This is a genomic window from Streptomyces sp. NPDC087906 (assembly GCF_055584925.1).
This window is the reverse complement of sequence record NZ_JBVJLC010000013.1, coordinates 68,499-84,923: the sequence shown is the minus strand read 5'-3', so window position 1 is coordinate 84,923 and position 16,425 is coordinate 68,499. Positions and strand designations below refer to the sequence as shown.

Annotated in this window: 13 protein-coding genes; 3 read left to right on the top strand and 10 right to left on the bottom strand. The window is 72.7% G+C overall.

Annotation, left to right across the window (positions count from 1 at the left end; all coding sequences use genetic code 11):
- The first annotated feature begins 69 nt into the window (after positions 1 to 69).
- Entirely contained in the window at positions 70 to 678 is a 609-nt protein-coding gene (locus ACZ63I_RS29745) for a TetR/AcrR family transcriptional regulator (RefSeq protein ID WP_469342303.1), read from the top strand.
- 49 nt (positions 679 to 727) lie between these two features.
- Here ACZ63I_RS29745 and ACZ63I_RS29740 read toward each other — a convergent pair whose 3' ends face one another.
- Entirely contained in the window at positions 728 to 1,981 is a 1,254-nt protein-coding gene (locus ACZ63I_RS29740) for a glycoside hydrolase family 10-like protein (protein WP_469342302.1), read from the bottom strand.
- 187 nt (positions 1,982 to 2,168) lie between these two features.
- Between ACZ63I_RS29740 and ACZ63I_RS29735 the strand changes: the two genes are divergently transcribed.
- Positions 2,169 to 3,026: a 3-hydroxybutyryl-CoA dehydrogenase gene (locus ACZ63I_RS29735; RefSeq protein WP_469342441.1), complete on the top strand. Its 858-nt coding sequence runs from the start codon at positions 2,169 to 2,171 to the stop codon at positions 3,024 to 3,026.
- Between the two features lie 15 nt (positions 3,027 to 3,041).
- Here ACZ63I_RS29735 and ACZ63I_RS29730 read toward each other — a convergent pair whose 3' ends face one another.
- A complete protein-coding gene (locus ACZ63I_RS29730; RefSeq protein WP_469342301.1) occupies positions 3,042 to 4,553 on the bottom strand; it encodes an FAD-dependent monooxygenase in 1,512 nt (503 codons plus the stop codon).
- Between the two features lie 95 nt (positions 4,554 to 4,648).
- On the opposite strand from ACZ63I_RS29730, the gene ACZ63I_RS29725 reads away from it, so the two are divergent.
- Complete coding sequence (locus ACZ63I_RS29725) at positions 4,649 to 5,257, top strand: TetR/AcrR family transcriptional regulator (RefSeq protein WP_469342299.1); 609 nt, start codon at positions 4,649 to 4,651, stop codon at positions 5,255 to 5,257.
- A gap of 7 nt (positions 5,258 to 5,264) precedes the next feature.
- Here the strand turns inward: ACZ63I_RS29725 and ACZ63I_RS29720 are convergent, their stop codons facing one another.
- From ACZ63I_RS29720 to ACZ63I_RS29685, 8 genes are all read right to left on the bottom strand, one after another.
- Entirely contained in the window at positions 5,265 to 6,662 is a 1,398-nt protein-coding gene (locus tag ACZ63I_RS29720) for an amidohydrolase (protein ID WP_469342297.1), read from the bottom strand.
- The gene (locus tag ACZ63I_RS29715; RefSeq protein ID WP_469342295.1) at positions 6,655 to 7,905 is read right to left on the bottom strand and encodes a threonine synthase; all 1,251 of its coding nucleotides are present in this window, start codon (positions 7,903 to 7,905) and stop codon (positions 6,655 to 6,657) included. The genes ACZ63I_RS29720 and ACZ63I_RS29715 overlap by 8 nt, the downstream gene beginning before the upstream one ends.
- Positions 7,906 to 8,054: 149 nt before the next feature.
- Positions 8,055 to 8,585 carry an NUDIX hydrolase gene (locus tag ACZ63I_RS29710; protein ID WP_469342293.1) on the bottom strand — a complete coding sequence of 177 codons (531 nt, stop codon included), beginning with the start codon at positions 8,583 to 8,585 and terminating at the stop codon, positions 8,055 to 8,057.
- Between the two features lie 51 nt (positions 8,586 to 8,636).
- Positions 8,637 to 9,977, bottom strand: coding sequence for a transcriptional regulator (locus tag ACZ63I_RS29705; RefSeq protein ID WP_469342292.1), 1,341 nt, complete (start codon positions 9,975 to 9,977; stop codon positions 8,637 to 8,639).
- Positions 9,978 to 10,244: 267 nt separating this feature from the next.
- Positions 10,245 to 11,342, bottom strand: coding sequence for a PP2C family protein-serine/threonine phosphatase (locus tag ACZ63I_RS29700; protein WP_469342290.1), 1,098 nt, complete (start codon positions 11,340 to 11,342; stop codon positions 10,245 to 10,247).
- 184 nt (positions 11,343 to 11,526) lie between these two features.
- Complete coding sequence (gene pheT / locus ACZ63I_RS29695) at positions 11,527 to 14,037, bottom strand: phenylalanine--tRNA ligase subunit beta (protein ID WP_469342289.1); 2,511 nt, start codon at positions 14,035 to 14,037, stop codon at positions 11,527 to 11,529.
- Positions 14,037 to 15,164 (bottom strand): phenylalanine--tRNA ligase subunit alpha, encoded by a 1,128-nt coding sequence (pheS, locus tag ACZ63I_RS29690; protein WP_041991474.1) that lies wholly within the window; start codon positions 15,162 to 15,164, stop codon positions 14,037 to 14,039. The genes pheT and pheS overlap by 1 nt, the downstream gene beginning before the upstream one ends.
- Positions 15,165 to 15,276: 112 nt before the next feature.
- Positions 15,277 to 16,359 (bottom strand): sensor histidine kinase, encoded by a 1,083-nt coding sequence (locus ACZ63I_RS29685; RefSeq protein ID WP_469342287.1) that lies wholly within the window; start codon positions 16,357 to 16,359, stop codon positions 15,277 to 15,279.
- Between the last annotated feature and the right edge of the window lie 66 nt (positions 16,360 to 16,425).

Here is a 16,425-nt window from a genome sequence, read left to right as displayed (position 1 = left end):
GCAAACTAACGGACAATTGTCCGGTTGACAAGGAAGGGATGTCGACCGGGAACTCGCCGAGGAGGACGTGTGCCCCAGCCGAAGAAGGACACTCCTCTGCGTTCGGACGCACAGCGCAACCGCGAACGCATCCTGCGGGTCGCGACGGTCGAACTGACGCTGCGGGCGGACGTCCCGCTGAGCGAGATCGCCAAGAAGGCCGGTGTCGGCCAAGCCACGTTCTACCGCAACTTCCCGCACCGCGAGGCGCTGGTCCTTGAGGTCTACCGCTACGAGATGCAGCAGGTCTCAGAAGCGGCGACCGAACTGCTGGACACGCGCGCACCCGAACAGGCCCTGCGCGAGTGGATGGACCGCCTCGCCGGATTCGCCATGACGAAGGCCGGCCTGGCCAACGCGATCCGGCTGGTCACCGGCGCACCGGGCGGCCCTGCCAAACCGGGCCCCACCCCGATGACGGACGCTGCCCGAATCCTGCTCCGCGCCAACGAGGAGGCCGGCACCGTCCGCCCCGGGGTGACGCTGGAGGACTTCTTCCTGGCCATCGCCGGCCTCTGGCAGATCGATCCGCACGAGGACTGGCAGCCGAGGGCCGCCCGGCTCCTGGACATCGTCACGGACGGACTGCGCGCGGGGGCGCCCGGCCGGGACCGGACCACCGGCGACCGGACCAGGTGAACCCGCCCCTTTACCGCCTTCCGCGGTGCTGGTAGCGCTCGGCTACCGCCTACCGCCTACCGCGATGCTGGTAGCGCTCGGCGACCCGGGTCATCGCGCCGAGGGGGTCACCGGCCACCTGGGCGGCGGAGAAGTAGACGTTCCCCTTGACCTCCGGGTGCCGCGCGCAGAGGTCGAGGTGGCGGGTGAGTTCGGCCGGGTCCTGCCACTGCGCGGGCTGGGCCGGATCCCCCACCTTGTACAGCGCCTCACCGATGTACAGGTCGACGCCCGTGCCCCGTACGGCGGCGGCCCACCAGTCCAGCAGCTTGGCGTAGTCGGCGGCGGCGAAGCCGATGTTCCAGTAGAGCTGCGGGACGATCTGGTCGATCCAGCCCTCCTTGACCCACTTGCGGGTGTCGGCGTGCAGGTCGTCGTAGGTCTGCACGCCGCCGCTGGTGTCCGAGCCGAGCGGATCGCTCGACGCGTTGCGCCACACCCCGAACGGGCTGATGCCGAAGGGCAGTTCCGGCTTGACGGCCTTGATACGCGCAGCCGTCTCGCGCACCAGCGCGTCCGTGTTGTGCCGCCGCCAGGCCGCCCTGTCGGGGAAGCCGCCGCCGTACCGCCGGTACGCGGCGTCGTCGTCGAAGGTCTGCCCGGCGACCGGGTACGGGTAGAAGTAGTCGTCCCAGTGGACGGCGTCGATGTCGTAGCGCCGGACCGCGTCGAGCATCGCGTCCTGGACGAAGCGCCTGACCTCGGGCAGGCCCGGGTTGTAGTAGAGCTTCCCGCCGTACGGCAGCGCCCACTCGGGGTGCACCCGCGCCGGGTGCCGGGGCGCCAGGGCAGCGCGGTCGGTGCTGTTCGCGACGCGGTACGGGTTGAACCAGGCGTGCAGTGCGAGACCGCGCGCGTGCGCCTCGCGCACGGCGGTGCCCAGCGGGTCCCAGCCGGGGTCCTGGCCCTGGGTGCCGGTGAGCACCTGGGACCACGGCTCGTACGGCGAAGGCCACAGCGCGTCGGCCGTGGGCCGCACCTGGAAGATCACGGTGTTGAGCCCGCGCGCCGCCGCCGTGTCCAGCAGGCTGAGCAGTTCGCTCCGCTGCCGGGCGGCCGGCAGTCCCGGCTTCGACGGCCAGTCGGCGTTGGCCACGGTCGCGAGCCACATCCCGCGCATCGGCCGCCGGGGCGCCCGCCGTCCCCGCGGCGCCGCCGCAGGCCGTACGAGCGCGTCCCCCGCGACGGCGTCCCCCGCCGTGAGCAGGGCTCCGGCCGTACCTGCAACGGCCGTCACGAACCCTCGTCTGCCGATTGTGCGCATGTCCTGCCCCTTGTGTGCTTCCGCTTACGTCCGCCGGTCCTCGCTCGTGCCGCTCCCGCAGAGCATGCCCGCCCCGGGCCGCGAGCCCAAGAACACCGCGCGGTAACGTCGTGGCCCGGACAGGCCCGGAACCGTACGGGGACCTGCCGGAACACGGACCAGCGAAAGGCACGACGTGACCGACACCCTGAGCGATATCACCCGCGTCGGAGTGGTGGGCTGCGGCCAGATGGGCGCGGGCATCGCCGAGGTCGCCGCGCGCAGCGGGCTTGAGGTACGGGTCGCCGAGACGACGGGCGAGGCCCTGGAGATCGGCCGCACCCGGCTGCACAACTCGCTGACGAAGGCCGCCGAACGCGGCAAGATCACCGCCCACGAGCGTGACTCGGCGCTCGACAGGATCAGCTACACCACCGATCTCGGCGAGTTCGCCGACCGCGATCTGGTGGTCGAGGCGGTCGTGGAGAACGAGCAGGTGAAGACGGAGATCTTCCAGGTCCTCGACCAGGTGGTGACGCGCCCGGATGCGATCCTGGCCTCCAACACCTCGTCGATCCCGCTGGTCAGGCTGGCCGTGGCGACCTCGCGGCCCGACCAGGTGATCGGGATCCACTTCTTCAACCCGGCGCCGGTGCAGAAGCTGGTCGAACTGATCCCCGCACTCACGACGTCCGACGAAACGATCCGCCGCGCCGAGGCCGTGGTCGGCGGCGTCCTCGGCAAACACGCGATCCGCGCCCAGGACCGCTCGGGCTTCGTGGTCAACGCGCTGCTGATCCCGTATCTGCTCTCCGCGATCCGGATGTTCGAGTCGGGAATCGCGAGCCGCGAGGACATCGACAACGGCATGGAACTGGGCTGCGCCCACCCGATGGGCCCGCTGAAACTCTCCGACCTGATCGGCCTCGACACGGTGGCCTCGGTAGCGGACTCGATGTACGCGGAGTACAAGGAACCCCTGTACGCCGCTCCCCCCCTACTCCAGCGAATGGTCGACGCAGGCCGCCTGGGCCGCAAGTCGGGCGCGGGCTTCTACCCGTACTGACCGACCCGGCGGGGCCTAGGCGCCCAGCCAGCGTTTCAGGGCCGCTGGCAGGCCCGTGGTGCTGCCGTCGGACGATGCCCAGGCCACGAAGCCGTCGGGGCGGATCAGCAGGGCGGTCGCTTCCGTCGCTTCGGAGGGGGTTCTGAGCAGGGTCAGGCGGTCGGCATACGGTTCTGTCAGGGGCGGTAGGCGGTCGTCGCCCGTCAGGTCGACCAGCAGGGTGCGGCCGTGGTGGGTGTGGTCGGCCAGGTGGGTGCCGTCGGCCAGGCGGAGGGCGGGGGCCGTCGCGCCTGCCAGGGGGTGGGTGTCGCCGAGGTCGTAGCGCTGCCAGAGACCGGAGACGCGGCGTGCGTAGTACGTCGCTCCGTCGCGGGTGCCGAGGAAGTCGGTGACCACGCCGCGCAGCGCGCTGCTGTAGGGGTCGCCGCGCATCACGCCCACCTGCGCGCGGGTCCAGTCGAGCACCCAGGCGCCGATCGGGTGCCGTTCGGTGGTGTAGGTGTCGAGCAGTCCTTCGGGGGCCCAGCCGCGTACGGTCGCTGCGAGCTTCCAGCCCAGGTTGACGGCGTCGCCGATGCCCAGGTTGAGGCCCTGGCCGCTGAAGGGTGAGTGCACATGGGCGGCGTCGCCGCACAGGAGCACCCGGCCGCGCTGGTACGTCGTCGCCTGCCGGGCGTTGTCCGTGAAGCGGGTGCCGGCGGTGACGTCCGTGACGCGGACGTCGGCGCCGCTGACGCGCCGCAGGCTGGTCTCCATCTCGGCCGCCGTGACCGGGGCCTCCCGGTCGGCCGGCGGGCCGTCCAGCTCGACGGTGCGTACCCGGCCCGGCTTGGGGCCGTAGACGTAGACGCCGGTGGGCGTGTGCTGCCAGCCCGGCGCCAAGGCCTCCGCGCCCTCGATCGTGCCGACCGCCTGGCGGAAGGTGATCCCCGGGTCGGTGCCGGGGAAGTCGAAGCCGCCCTGCCGGCGGACCAGGCTGCGGCCGCCGTCGCAGCCGACGAGCCATGCCACGCGTACGTCACCGCCGTCCAGATGGACGGTGACACCGGTGTCCGCCGCGTCGAAGCCGCGCACCTCGACGCCGCGCCTGACCTCGACGCCCAGCTCGGCGGCGCGCCGGTCGAGGACCCGCTCCACATCGGCCTGCACGGTCTGCACGTACCAGGCGGGGCCACGGCCGCGCAGGTCGGGATGGGCCAGGTCGACGGGGCCCGCGGGGACCTGGATCCCGCCGAAGTGACCGACGGAGGGCGGCAGTTCGGCCGCCCCCTGGAACGGCTGCGGCGCCGCCGGTGCCGCCACGGCCGCGAGCAGCCCGCGCCGGTCGAAGGCCTCGGCCGACGCGGTGTTGATCGCACCCGCCTTCAGCGCGGTGTCGATCTCCGTCCGCCGCTCCACGACCAGCACCCGGACCCCCGCCAGCCGCAGCTCGGTCGCGAGCATCAGGCCGACGGGCCCGGCGCCCGCCACGAGCACGTCGTACTCCGTGGGCCCGGTGTCGGGGGGCGGCGGCGCGTTGACTGACATCTGATTTCCTTCTCTCTGCCGGGCGGGGTGGCCGAACTGGGGTTACCTCACTAAGTTAAGTCAGTAAGTTAAGTTACGCAACGGAGTGGGGTCACATGCCGAGGACCGGAGAGCGGGGCGGGCCGCTGACGCGGGCGAGGATCTCGGAGGTCGCGACCCGGCTGTTCCTGGAGCGCGGGTACGACACGGTCACGGTCGCCGAGGTCGCGCGGGAGGCCGGGGTGTCGAGCGTGACGGTGTTCAAGCACTTCCCGCGCAAGGAGGACCTGTTCCTGGACCGCGCGGACGACGCCGTGGCGTTCCTGCGCTCGGCGGTGCGCGACCGCGCTCCCGGCGTCGGCGTGGTGACGTCCCTGCGCGACACGACCCTGCGGCTCGTCGACACCCGGCACGCGCTGTCCGGCGTCAAGGACCGGTCCATCCCGTTCTTCCGGACCGTCGCCGCCTCGCCCGCGCTGATCGCGCGGGCCCGGGAGATCGCCTCCGACCTGCAGCGGACCCTCGCCGACGAACTCGCACGCGACCCGGCCTTCGAAGGCGAAGGGGCGCTGTTCGCCGCCTTCTTCATCGCCGGTTACAGCACGGTGATGGTGGAGACCGCGCGCCGCCTGACCGCCGGGGAGCCGGCGGGCCCGGTGATCGACGACCACCGGGCCCGGCTGGAGCTGCTGTTCACCGCCCTGCGCGGCGCCTTCCCCGACTAGGCCCCGACTAGGGGGTGTCCGGCAGGCCGTCCAGCGCGCGGCGGACGAATCCTTCCAGCAGGGTGACGCCGAGCGGCAGCGCCGCCTCGTCGAAGTCGAAGCGCGGCGTGTGGTGGGGTGCGGCCAGGTCCGCTCCTACGCCGACGTAGCTGGCGTACCCGCCGCCGCGCTGGACCTGGCGCATGAAGGCGGTGGCGTCGTCGCTCGCCACCCCGTTCTCGGCGGACGCCGTCACCAGCCGCAGCGCCGCTGCCGCCGCAGCCGCCTCGACGAGTTCGACGGCGGGCCTGTCGGCGCGCGCCGTCGTGACGCCGCCGATCAGCTCGACGTCGACCCGCAGCCCGTACATCTCCGCCGCCCCGCGCAGCGCGGTACGGGCCCGCGCCTCCAGGTCCTCGTTGACGGACCCCTCGTCCGCGCGGGTCTCCAGCAGCATCTCGGCCCGGTCGGGGACGATGTTGCTGGAGGTACCGCCGCTGATCCGGCCGACCCCGACCCGGGTCTCATGGCCGGGGACACGCGGCAGCCCGTGCACGGCGAGCGTGGCGGCGGCGGCGCCGAGCAGGGCGCTGCGGCCCTCGTGCGGGGCGAGCGACGCATGGGCCGAGACGCCGTGGAAGACCGCCCTGAGCTTGGAGTTGGCGAGCAGGCCGTCCAGGGACGAGGCGACGGTGCCGGTGGGCAGGCTGAGGCCGAGATGGGCGGCGATCAGTACGTCGATGCCGTCGGCGGCCCCGGCCGGCACCATGGCGCGCGCTCCTCTGCCGCCCTCCTCGGCCGGCTGGAAGATCAGCGTCACCGACCCTGCGGGCGGCGGGTCGGCGGTCAGCCGCTCGGCGAGTTCGACGGCCATGCCGACATGCCCGTCGTGGCCGCACGCGTGCATGACCCCGTCGTGCACGGAGCGGAACCCCTCGCGTGCGGGGAGATGCGTGTCGTCGGCGGACTCCAGGATCGGCAGGGCGTCGATGTCGGCGCGCAGGGCGACCGCCGGTCCCGGCCGGGCGCCCGGCAGCGTCGCCACCACGGCCGTATGACCACCGCGCAGCGCCGCCAACTGCCGCGTATCCGCGCCCGATTCGGCGGCGCGCCGGTACGCGGCGTCGAGTTCGGCCGGGTCCGGTACACCGAGCCGGTGTCCTGACGAGATGACGTCGGTGCCGGTGCGCACCCGCCAGCCCAGCTCGGTGAGGCGCGCGGCAATCAGACTGGCGGTGCGGAATTCGGTGAAGCCGGTCTCCGGATGCCGGTGGATGTCGCGCCGCCAGCGCACCGCCGTCGAACCGGTCCCGCCCGTCGAACCGGTCCCGGCCGTCAGGTCCCGCGTCGGGTCACTCCCGCCCGTCGAACCGGCCCCGGCCGTCAGGTCACTCGTCGGGTCACTCCCGGCCGTCGGGTCACTCACTGTCGGACCACGGTTCGCCCGCGGCCGGAATGCGTCCGTCGACCGGCAGCGTGGGGACGTCCACCGGCACCGTCTCCGGGTACTTCAGCCCGGCGCCGGTGTTCAGTACGACCACGTCCTCGTCGCCGCGCAGCCAGCCGGACTCGCGCAGCTTGTCCACGGCGGCGAAGCAGGCGGCGCCCTCCGGGCAGATGAACATGCCCTCGGCGCGGGCGAGATCGCCCTGGGCCGCCAGCAGTTCCTCGTCGGTCACGGCGATGGCGGTGCCTTCGGTGGCCCGTACGGCATCCAGGACGAGGAAGTCGCCGAGCGCCTTGGGGACGGTGATGCCGAAGGCGACCGTGTGGGACTTCGCGGGCGCCACACTCTCGGTGTCGCCGCGCTCGTACGCGTCCACGATCGGCGCGCAGCCCGCCGCCTGGACGGCGACCAGGCGCGGCAAGTCACCGGTCAGCCAGCCCAGTTCGCGCATCTCCAGGAGCGCCTTGTAGATGCCGATGATGCCGACACCGCCGCCGGTCGGATAGAGGATCACATCGGGGCAGCGCCAGCCGAGCTGCTCCGCGATCTCGTAGCCCATGGTCTTCTTGCCTTCGAGCCGGTAGGGCTCCTTGAGGGTGGAGACCTCCTGGTAGCCGGTGCGTTCGCGGACGGCGGCGGCGACGATCTTGCCCGCGTCGCCGATCAGCCCGTCGACCAGGTACAGCTCGGCGCCCGCGACGACGCACTCGGTGCGGGTGATCTCCGGGGCGTCCACGGGCATCGCGATCAGGCTGCGCATCCCGGCCCGCGCGGCGTAGACCGCCCAGGCCGCGCCCGCGTTGCCGTTGGTCGGCATGGCGATGCCGGTCACGCCGAGTTCGGCGGCGCGTGAGACGCCGACGGCGGCGCCGCGCGCCTTGAAGGTGCCGGTGGGGATCAGCCCCTCGTCCTTCATCCGCAGTCCGGGTACACCGAGTCGGGCGCCGTAGCGGGGCAGGTCGAGCAGCGGGGTCATCCCCTCGCCGAGGGTGACGACATGGCGCTCGTCCCGTACGGGCAGCAGCTCGCGGTAGCGCCAGAGGTCCGGTGCCCGGTCGGCGATCTCCTCGCGTTTCACGGACGCCTTGACCCGGTCCAGGTCGTAACGGGCCAGCAGCGGGGCCCCCGCTTCGGACGTCCCTTGCAGCACGTCGGCGTCACTGACGGCGCCGGTCCTGGAGCATTCGAGATGGGACAGAGCGGAGAAAAACGCTGCCGACATGGGGGTCCTCCCGGATCAAGACGCAACGGCGGGGCCCGGACACCGTATCCGGCCGTCCGCCGGCGCCGGAGAGGCAGGGCGCCGGCGGACGGTGTCGTGTCGGGTCACCCGCGCTGCTCGGGACACCCGGAGTGGTCAGGCGGTCCGGACTACCCCAGCCGTATGTGATGGAGCATCAGCAGCGCGGCAGCCATGTTGGCCGCCGGGATCTCACCGCGTGCGAGGAGCGCGGGCACCCGGCTGAGCGGCACCCACTCCCGGCGTGAGGACTCGAAGTCGTCCTCGGGGTGCCCGACGTACGTCGCGCTCTCCGACCAGTAGAGATGGTGCCGGGCATCGGTCAGGCCGTTGGACGGCTCGACGGTGAGCAGGTGTTTGAGCGCGCCGGGGCGCCAGCCGGTCTCCTCCTCCATCTCGCGCGCCGCCGCGCTCTCGATGTCCTCGCCGTCCTCCACCACACCCGCTGCCAGCTCCCAGCCCCAACTGTCGGTGATGAAGCGGTGCCGCCAGAGCAGCAGCACCTCGTCGGCCTCGTTGACCGCCGTCGCCACGGCCACCGGGCGCAGCCGGATGAGGAAGTGGTCCAGATGCCGGCCGTCGGGGAGTTCGACGTCCGCCAGATTCACCTCGAACCAGCGGTTTCCATAGACGTGTGTTTCGCTTAGTTTCGTCCACTGCACGTTTCTGCCACCTTTCGACAAGTTGATGGCAGAGTCGCAGCAGTGGCCTTTCTACAGCGGCACGCGCAGTGCGCCGTCGATGAGTTCGGCCGTCTCCTCCGCGTCCGTGCAGCCGCTGGCGACGAGTTGTTCGCGGACCGAGCGCAGCCGGTCGCGCAGCCGCTGCGACTCCATGCCCCTGGCCCGCTCGGTCATTTCGACCGCCGTGCGCGCCGCGCGGTCCGGTTCGCCCTGGCGCAGCTCGATATGGCTGAGCATCGCGAGCCGGTGCACCCGGCCCCGGTCGTGTGCCGGGGTGTCCACGGCCGCAGCCGCGTGCGCGCGGGCGGCCGGCAGATCGCCGAGGCTCAGCAGCGCCTCCGCCACCTGTACGTTGACCAGGCCCGGCTGGACGTAACCGGTCTCGTCCGGCTCGTACCCCGGTCTGATGCGCTCCGCCGCCTGCTCCGCGCGCCTGATCCGTTCCAGGGCGCCGGCGCTGTCGCCCAGACACGCGTACGACTTGGCCTGCATCGCGTACAGGTCGGCGGCGAGCGCGGGCGTGATCTGCCGCCCGGCCGCCCGCAGCGCCGCCTCGGCGAAGGCCACGGCCTGGCGGTACTCGGCCCGGTACAGCGACTGGTTGACGAGCAGCGCGATCACATAGGCGCCGAGGCCCCGGTCGCCGCTGGCCTTGGCGAGGCGCAGCGCCTGGTGGAAGTAGCGCTGGGCGAGGCCGTGCGCGTCCGAGTCGTACGCGCAGATCCCCGCGACGGCGACCAGCCCCCCGGCCGCGCGGTGCAGTTGACGGCCCAGCGCGTCGCTGTACCCGCCGCGCAGCAGCGGCGCCGTCTCGGCGTTGAGGAAGCCGACGATCCTGGCCCGGGTCACCACCCCGCCCGCCCTGCGGTACATCAGTTCGTAGTGGGCCCTGGCCGCCCGCAGCAGCTCTATGTCCTCGGGCGAGACCTTGGTGGGGCCGCTGCGCGAGACGTCGCCGTCCTCCGGCGGGTTCTCCCACTCCCATACCGGCAGCACGGCGGGCGTGCCGGTGACGGCCGGCGCGTCCACGACATGCGGCCGCCGCTGCATGTCGGAGCGCCACAGCGCGGTGGCCCGCTCCACGAACCCGGCCAACGGGGTGGCTTCGGCACCCGGCGGCTCGCCGGGCCGGCCGAACCCGATGTCGTCCAGGGCCAGCGGGCGGCGCAGCCGCTCGCTCAGGACCGCGCAGATCAGGTCCGGCACCTCGCCGCGCGGCCGCTGCCCCTTGAGCCAGCGCCCCACGGCCGTGTGCTCGTACCGCAGGGACAGACCCCTGTCCCGGCCGGCCTGGTTGACCCGCGCGGCGAAGCCGGCATGCGAGACGCCCGCCTCGTCGAGCAGCGATTCCAGCAGAGTGTTGGGCTGCATATCCCCCTCCGGTGGCTCGCAGGACCCCGCCCCCGCACGGCGCCCGCAGGACGGCGTTCACACGGGGTGTGAACGTAACGCCCGGATCCGGACAGTGTGCGCTCTGCCGGTGCCGCGCGGGGGCCGGTTGACTGAATGCCGTCGGCCGGGCCGCCGGCTCCCCCTCGTACCGTGCGGCGGCCTGTGACCGCACCGTCCGTCCTGCCGACCTGCCCGACACTCCGCGGCAGGCGGACGGCGCGGTCGGCCGTGCAGCCAAGTGAGCCACTAGGGATGGGAGGGTGTCGGACGGGTGCGGCGCAGCTCCGACTCAGCGGACTGCGCCGGTACCCGCGCACGGTCGTTGCACAGCACCAGCAGCGCGATGTCGTCGGTGACCTGACCCCCGGTGTGCCGCAGCAGAGCGGTGTGCACCCGCCGTACCAGCGCGGCGGGTGAGAGCGGGGCCTCCCCTGCCGAGGCGGCCAGCACGGCCTCCAGACCGAAGAACCGCCCGGCGTGGTCACGGGCGTCCGTCGCGCCGTCCGTGTGCAGGAACAGCGCCTCGCCCGGCAGCAGCCGGCCGCAGTTCTGCACGGGTACGTCGGCGGGCAGCGGAATGGCGCCGAGCGGCGGCAGCGGCTCACCGGAGGCGAGCGGCGTCACCTCACCGCCGATCCTGCGGGGCCACGGATGACCGCAGTTGACGGCCAGCACCTCGGCGTCCGCGCTGATCTCCAGCAGCAGTACCGTCACGAACTCCTCGGCTGCGGGGCACAGCAGCGCGTCGGCCGCCGTCGGACACTCCTGCCCGGCCCGCCTGCGCACCTGGCGCTGGTGCGCCCGCTCCAGTCTGCGCAGCACCCCGTCGAGCGCCGGTTCGTCGTACGCCGCCTCCCGGAAGCAGCCGAGGACGGCGGCGACCGCACCGACGGCGGGCAGCCCGTGGCCCCGTACGTCCCCGATCACCACCCGCACGCCGAACGGGGTGACCAGCACCTCGTACAGATCGCCGCCGATGTCTGCCCCCCGGGTCGCGGAGAGCTGTCCTGCGGCGAGGGTCAGCCCGTCGAGCTGCTCCGGCAGCGGTCTGAGCAGTACGTCCTGCGCGGCCCGCGCGATCGCGCGTAACTGCCGCAGCTCGCGCACCGGGCCGTGCCGCACCCCGGCCACCACGCACGCGGCGGGGAGCAGGCAGGCCGCGCAGGCCGCGAAGCGCTGGACCAGCCCGCCGTGGTCCTCATCGGTCGGCGGGCCCAGCAGCTCCCAGCCGAACACGGAGGCGAGCCACAGGCCCGGGACGAGGTAGACGAGGGCGCGCCAGAGGGACGACGGTCCGGCGGCGGATTCCCCCGCCGGTCTGGCTGCTGTCCTGGTACGGATCATGGCCCGCCCCTTCGGCTGAGTGGCCGGATCGATTGTGTCGATCACCGGGCCCGGTGCGGGCCCTCCACCAGGAGTTCTCACTCGAACGAGTGAGGAGCGGATCCCTGGCTTGCGGATCCGCTCCTCGGTACTCCGCCCGTCGGCCGTCGGCCGACGGCCGACGGGCGCTGTCAGGCGCGGACCGTCAGGCGCCGCGCAGTACGGCGCCCGTGCGCTCGGCCGCCAGCGCGACCGCGGCGTCACGCGCGGCCGACGCCTCGTCGACGGTCAGCGTCCGGTCGGCCGCCCGGAACCGCAGGGCGTAGGCGAGGGACTTGCGGTCCGCACCGAGCTGCTCGCCGGTGAACACGTCGAACAGCCGGATGCCTTCGAGCAGCGGTCCCGCGCCCTCGCGCAGCGCCCGCTCCACGTCGGCGGCCGGCACCTCACGCCCGACGACCAGCGCCACGTCCTGGGTCGCCACCGGGAAGGTGGAGATCCTGGGCGCCCGCAGCGGTCCCGCCCCGGCCCGCTCCAGCAGGTCGAGATCGACCTCGGCGGCGCTGGTGCGCTCCGGCAGGCCGAGTGCCTTCACGGCGCGCGGATGCAGCTCGCCCGCGTGGCCGACCAGGGTCTCCGTGCCGTCCACCGTCGCGAACAGCGCGGCGCACCGGCCGGGGTGCCAGGGCTCGTGCTGGTCGGCCCGTACGACCAGTTCGGCGCCCGCCTCACGGGCGATCGTGCGGGCCGCCTCCACGGCGTCCGCCCAGCCGGCCGGGTGGCCCTTGCCCCACCAGCCCGCCTGCTCGCGCGCACCGGCCAGCACGACGGCCGCACGGCGCGGCTGGCGCGGCAGCGCGGCGTCGAGCGCGGCGATCTGCTCGTCGGTCGGCCGCCGGTCGACGGGCAGCCGGACCGGCACCGTCTCGTCGCCGGTCGGCCGGAACACCGGACCCGTCTCGAACAGCGCCAGGTCGTGCGAGCCGCGGCCGTCGTTGCGGCGCAGCGCCCCGAGCAGTCCGGGCAGCAGCGTCGTGCGCAGCGCGGGCTCCTCGTCGGAGAGCGGGTTGGCCAGGTGGACCGTACGGCGGCGCGCGTCGTCGGCCGGCAGGCCGAGCTGGTCGAGTACGGCGGCGCCGATGAACGGGTAGCTCAGCGCCTCGACGTAGCCGGCGCCCGCGAGGGCCCGGCCGACGCGGCGGTGCAGCCGCTGCCGCTCGGTGAGGCCGCGGCCCGCCGGCGGGGTGGGCAGCGTGGAGGGCAGGTTCTCGTACCCCTCCAGCCGGATGACCTCTTCGGCGAGGTCGTTGGGCGCGTCGAGGTCGGGCCGCCAGGACGACACGGTCACGACGAGTTCGTCCTGCCCGTAGACGTCGCAGCCGATCTCCTGGAGCCGCCGTACGACGGTCTCCCTGCCGTACTCGACACCCGCGACGCGGTCGGGGTGACGGGCCGGCATGCTGATCGTGTGCGGCGCCGACGGCGCGATGACCTCGGTGACGCCGGCCTCCGCCGTACCGCCGCCGAGCAGCACCAGCAGATCGACGGTCCGCTGCGCCGCCGCCGCGGTGGCCTGCGGGTCGGAGCCGCGTTCGAAGCGCTTGGACGCCTCGGAGGACAGCTTGTGCCTGCGGGCCGTACGGGCGATGGAGATCGCGTCGAAGTGCGCCGCCTCGATGACGACGTCGGTCGTGCCGCCCGTCTCACCGCCGTCGGCGATCTCCGTGTGGGCGCCGCCCATCACCCCGGCGAGCCCGATGGGGCCCCGGTCGTCGGTGATGACCAGGTCCTGCGGGTCGAGCACCCGCTCGGTGTCGTCGAGGGTGGTGATCCGCTCACCGGGCTGCGCGCGGCGCACCCCGATGGGCCCTTCGAGCCGCGAGCGGTCGTAGGCGTGCAGCGGCTGGCCGATCTCCAGCATCACGTAGTTGGTGATGTCGACGGCGAGCGAGATGGGCCGCATCCCGGCCTTCTGCAGCCTGCGCCGCATCCAGATCGGCGACTGCGCCTCGGGGTTGAGCCCGGTGACCGTACGGAGCGTGAGCCGGTCGCAGCCCATCGGGTCGGAGACCTTCGCGCCGTATCCGGACGCGCTCGGCGCCGGTACGTCGATGAGCGCCGGGTCGCGCAGCGGCAGCCCGTACGCGATGGCGGTCTCGCGGGCGATGCCGCGCAGCGAAAGGCAGTAGCCGCGGTCGGGCGTGACGGCGATGTCGAGGACCTCGTCCACCAGCTCCAGCAGCGCGACGGCGTCCGAGCCGACCTCGTGCTCGGGCGACAGCACGATGATGCCGTGCGTGCCGTCGTCGCCCATGTCCAGCTCGTCACTTGAGCAGATCATGCCGTGCGAGGTCTTGCCGTACGTCTTGCGCGCCGAGATGGCGAAGTCGCCGGGCAGCACGGCGCCGGGCAGGACCACGACGACCTTGTCGCCGACGGCGAAGTTGCGGGCGCCGCAGACGATCTCCTGCGGCTCGCCGGTGCCGTTGGCGGTGCCGACGTCGACGGTGCAGAACCTGATGGGCTTCTTGAAGCCCTCCAGCTCCTCGATGGTGAGCACCTTGCCGACGACGAGCGGGCCCTTGAGCCCCGCGCCGAGCTGCTCGACCGCCTCGACCTCAAGCCCTGCGGAGACGAGCCGCGCCTGTACGTCACGGCCGGTCTCCGTCGCCGGCAGGTCGACGTACTCCCGCAGCCAGGAAAGCGGGACGCGCATCAGATCTCCATCCCGAACGGCCGGGTGAACCGGACGTCGCCCTCGACCATGTCTCGCATGTCTTCGACATTGTGGCGGAACATCAGCATCCGCTCGATGCCGAACCCGAAGGCGAATCCGCTGTACTTCTTGGGGTCGACACCGCAGGCGACGAGCACCTTGGGGTTGACCATGCCGCAGCCGCCCAGCTCGATCCAGCCCTCGCTGCCGCAGGTGCGGCAGGGCCGGTCGGGGTTGCCGACGGAGTCGCCGTGGCAGACGTAGCAGACCATGTCCATCTCGGCGGACGGCTCGGTGAACGGGAAGTAGTTCGGCCGCAGCCGGGTCGTCACCTCGGGCCCGAAGAGCGCCTGCACCATGTGGTCGAGGGTGCCCTTGAGGTCGGCCATGGTCAGGCCCTCGTCGACGGCGAGCAGCTCGATCTGGTGGAAGACCGGGGTGTGCGTGGCGTCCAGCTCGTCCGTGCGGTAGACCCGCCCGGGGCAGACGACGTAGACCGGCGGCTCCCGGTCGAGCAGGGTGCGCGCCTGGACGGGTGAGGTGTGCGTGCGCAGCACGACGCCCGACTCGTCGCCCTCGGTGCCCGCGGGGCCCTGGACGAAGAAGGTGTCCTGCATCTGCCGGGCCGGGTGGTCGGGCACGAAGTTGAGCGCGTCGAAGTTGAACCACTCCGCCTCGACCTCGGGCCCTTCGGCGACCTCGTAGCCCATGGCGACGAAGACGTCGGCGACGCGCTCCATGAAGGTGGTGAGCGGATGCCGGGCGCCTGCCGGTACCCGGTCGTAGGGCAGTGTGACGTCCACCGCCTCCTCGACCAGGACCCGGGCGTCGCGCTCGGCCTCCAGCTCGCTCTGCCGGGCGGCGAGCGCCTTGCTGACGGCGCCGCGCGCCTGGCCGACCCGCTTGCCTGCCTCGGCCTTGGCCTGGGGCGGCAGCGCGCCGATCTCCCGGTTGGCGAGCGCGAGCGGTGAGGTGCCCGAGGTGTGCGCGGTCTTCGCGTGACCGAGCGCTTCGAGATCGCCCGCTGCGGCGAAGGCGGCGAGCGCCTCGTCCCGCATCCGGTCGATCTCTTGCGGTTTCAGTGCCTCGACCTCGACTGGGTCGTACGACTTGTTGGGTGCCGACATCTCTTCCCGTACTTCCGGTTGGCTGGCGAAACGACCCTGGCTCGCAGAGGACGCGAAAGCGCCAAAGGTCGAGTCTAAAGGTCGTACGGAGTGACGAAGCCCGTGGGCGTGCTCAGGTCAGATAGGCCGGAGCGCCGACGGGCAGGATAAATCGGAACTCGGCGCCGCCGCCGGGGCCGCGCCCCACGGTGATCGTCCCGCCGTGCGCCTCGACGATCCCCTTGACGATGTACAGGCCGAGGCCCGTGCCGCCGCGTTTGCTGCCCCGCCAGAAGCGGGTGAAGACGCGGCCCATCGACTCCTCGGGGATGCCGGGGCCTTCGTCGCACACGGTGACGGCTGTGCCCAGCTCCGTGGTCATGGCGCTCTCCACCGGGTCGGCGGTCGGGTCGAGGGGCGCGGGGCCCACCTCAATGGTGACGGTTCCCTCGCCGTGGCGCACCGCGTTTTCCAGCAGGTTGCCGAGGATCTGGTCGATCTTGTCGGGATCGGCCCACAGATCGGGCAGCGGCTGCCGCATCCGGACGAGGAAGCGGTCCGGCGCCTGGCCCGAAGCGGTGTGCGCCTGTACGTGGCGGCCGACGGCCGCTGCCATGTCGACCGGCTGGCGGCGCACCTCCAGGCGGCCCGAGTCGATGCGGGAGATGTCGAGCAGTTCGGCGATCAGCCGGGTCACCCGGTTCGCGTCGGCGTCGACGGTCTCCAGCATCAGCCGCTTCTGGTCGTCGGTGAACCGCTCCCACTTGGCGAGCAGCGTCGCGGTGAAGCCTTTCACCGAGGTGAGCGGCGAGCGCAGCTCGTGCGCGACGGTGGCGATCAGTTCGGCGTGGCTCAGTTCGGTCCGTCTGCGCGCCTCGGTGCCGCGGAGGCAGACGACGAGTCTGCGGACGGGTCCTGTGGGGTGCGTACGGACGTAGCGGACCGAGACGAGGACCTCGCGGCCGCCGGGCAGCAGCAGATTGCATTCGGGCTGGCCCGACCGGATGGCGAGCCCGCCGTACGGATCGGTCAGCGTCCACCAGCGGCGGCCCTTCAGGTCCTCCAGCGGCAGCGCCTGCTCCAGCGGGCGGCCGATCGCCTCGGCGCACGGTAAGGCGGTGATGCGGGCCGCTGCCGCGTTGAAGCTGATCACCTTGCCTGTCTCGTCGGCGACGACAAGGCCGTCGGGGAGATCGTCGGGGTCGATGGCCGGCACGTCGTATCCCCTTCCGGATCAGCGGATCGGGCATCTGTCGGACTGCGGTGGGCTGCGGTGGGGCTT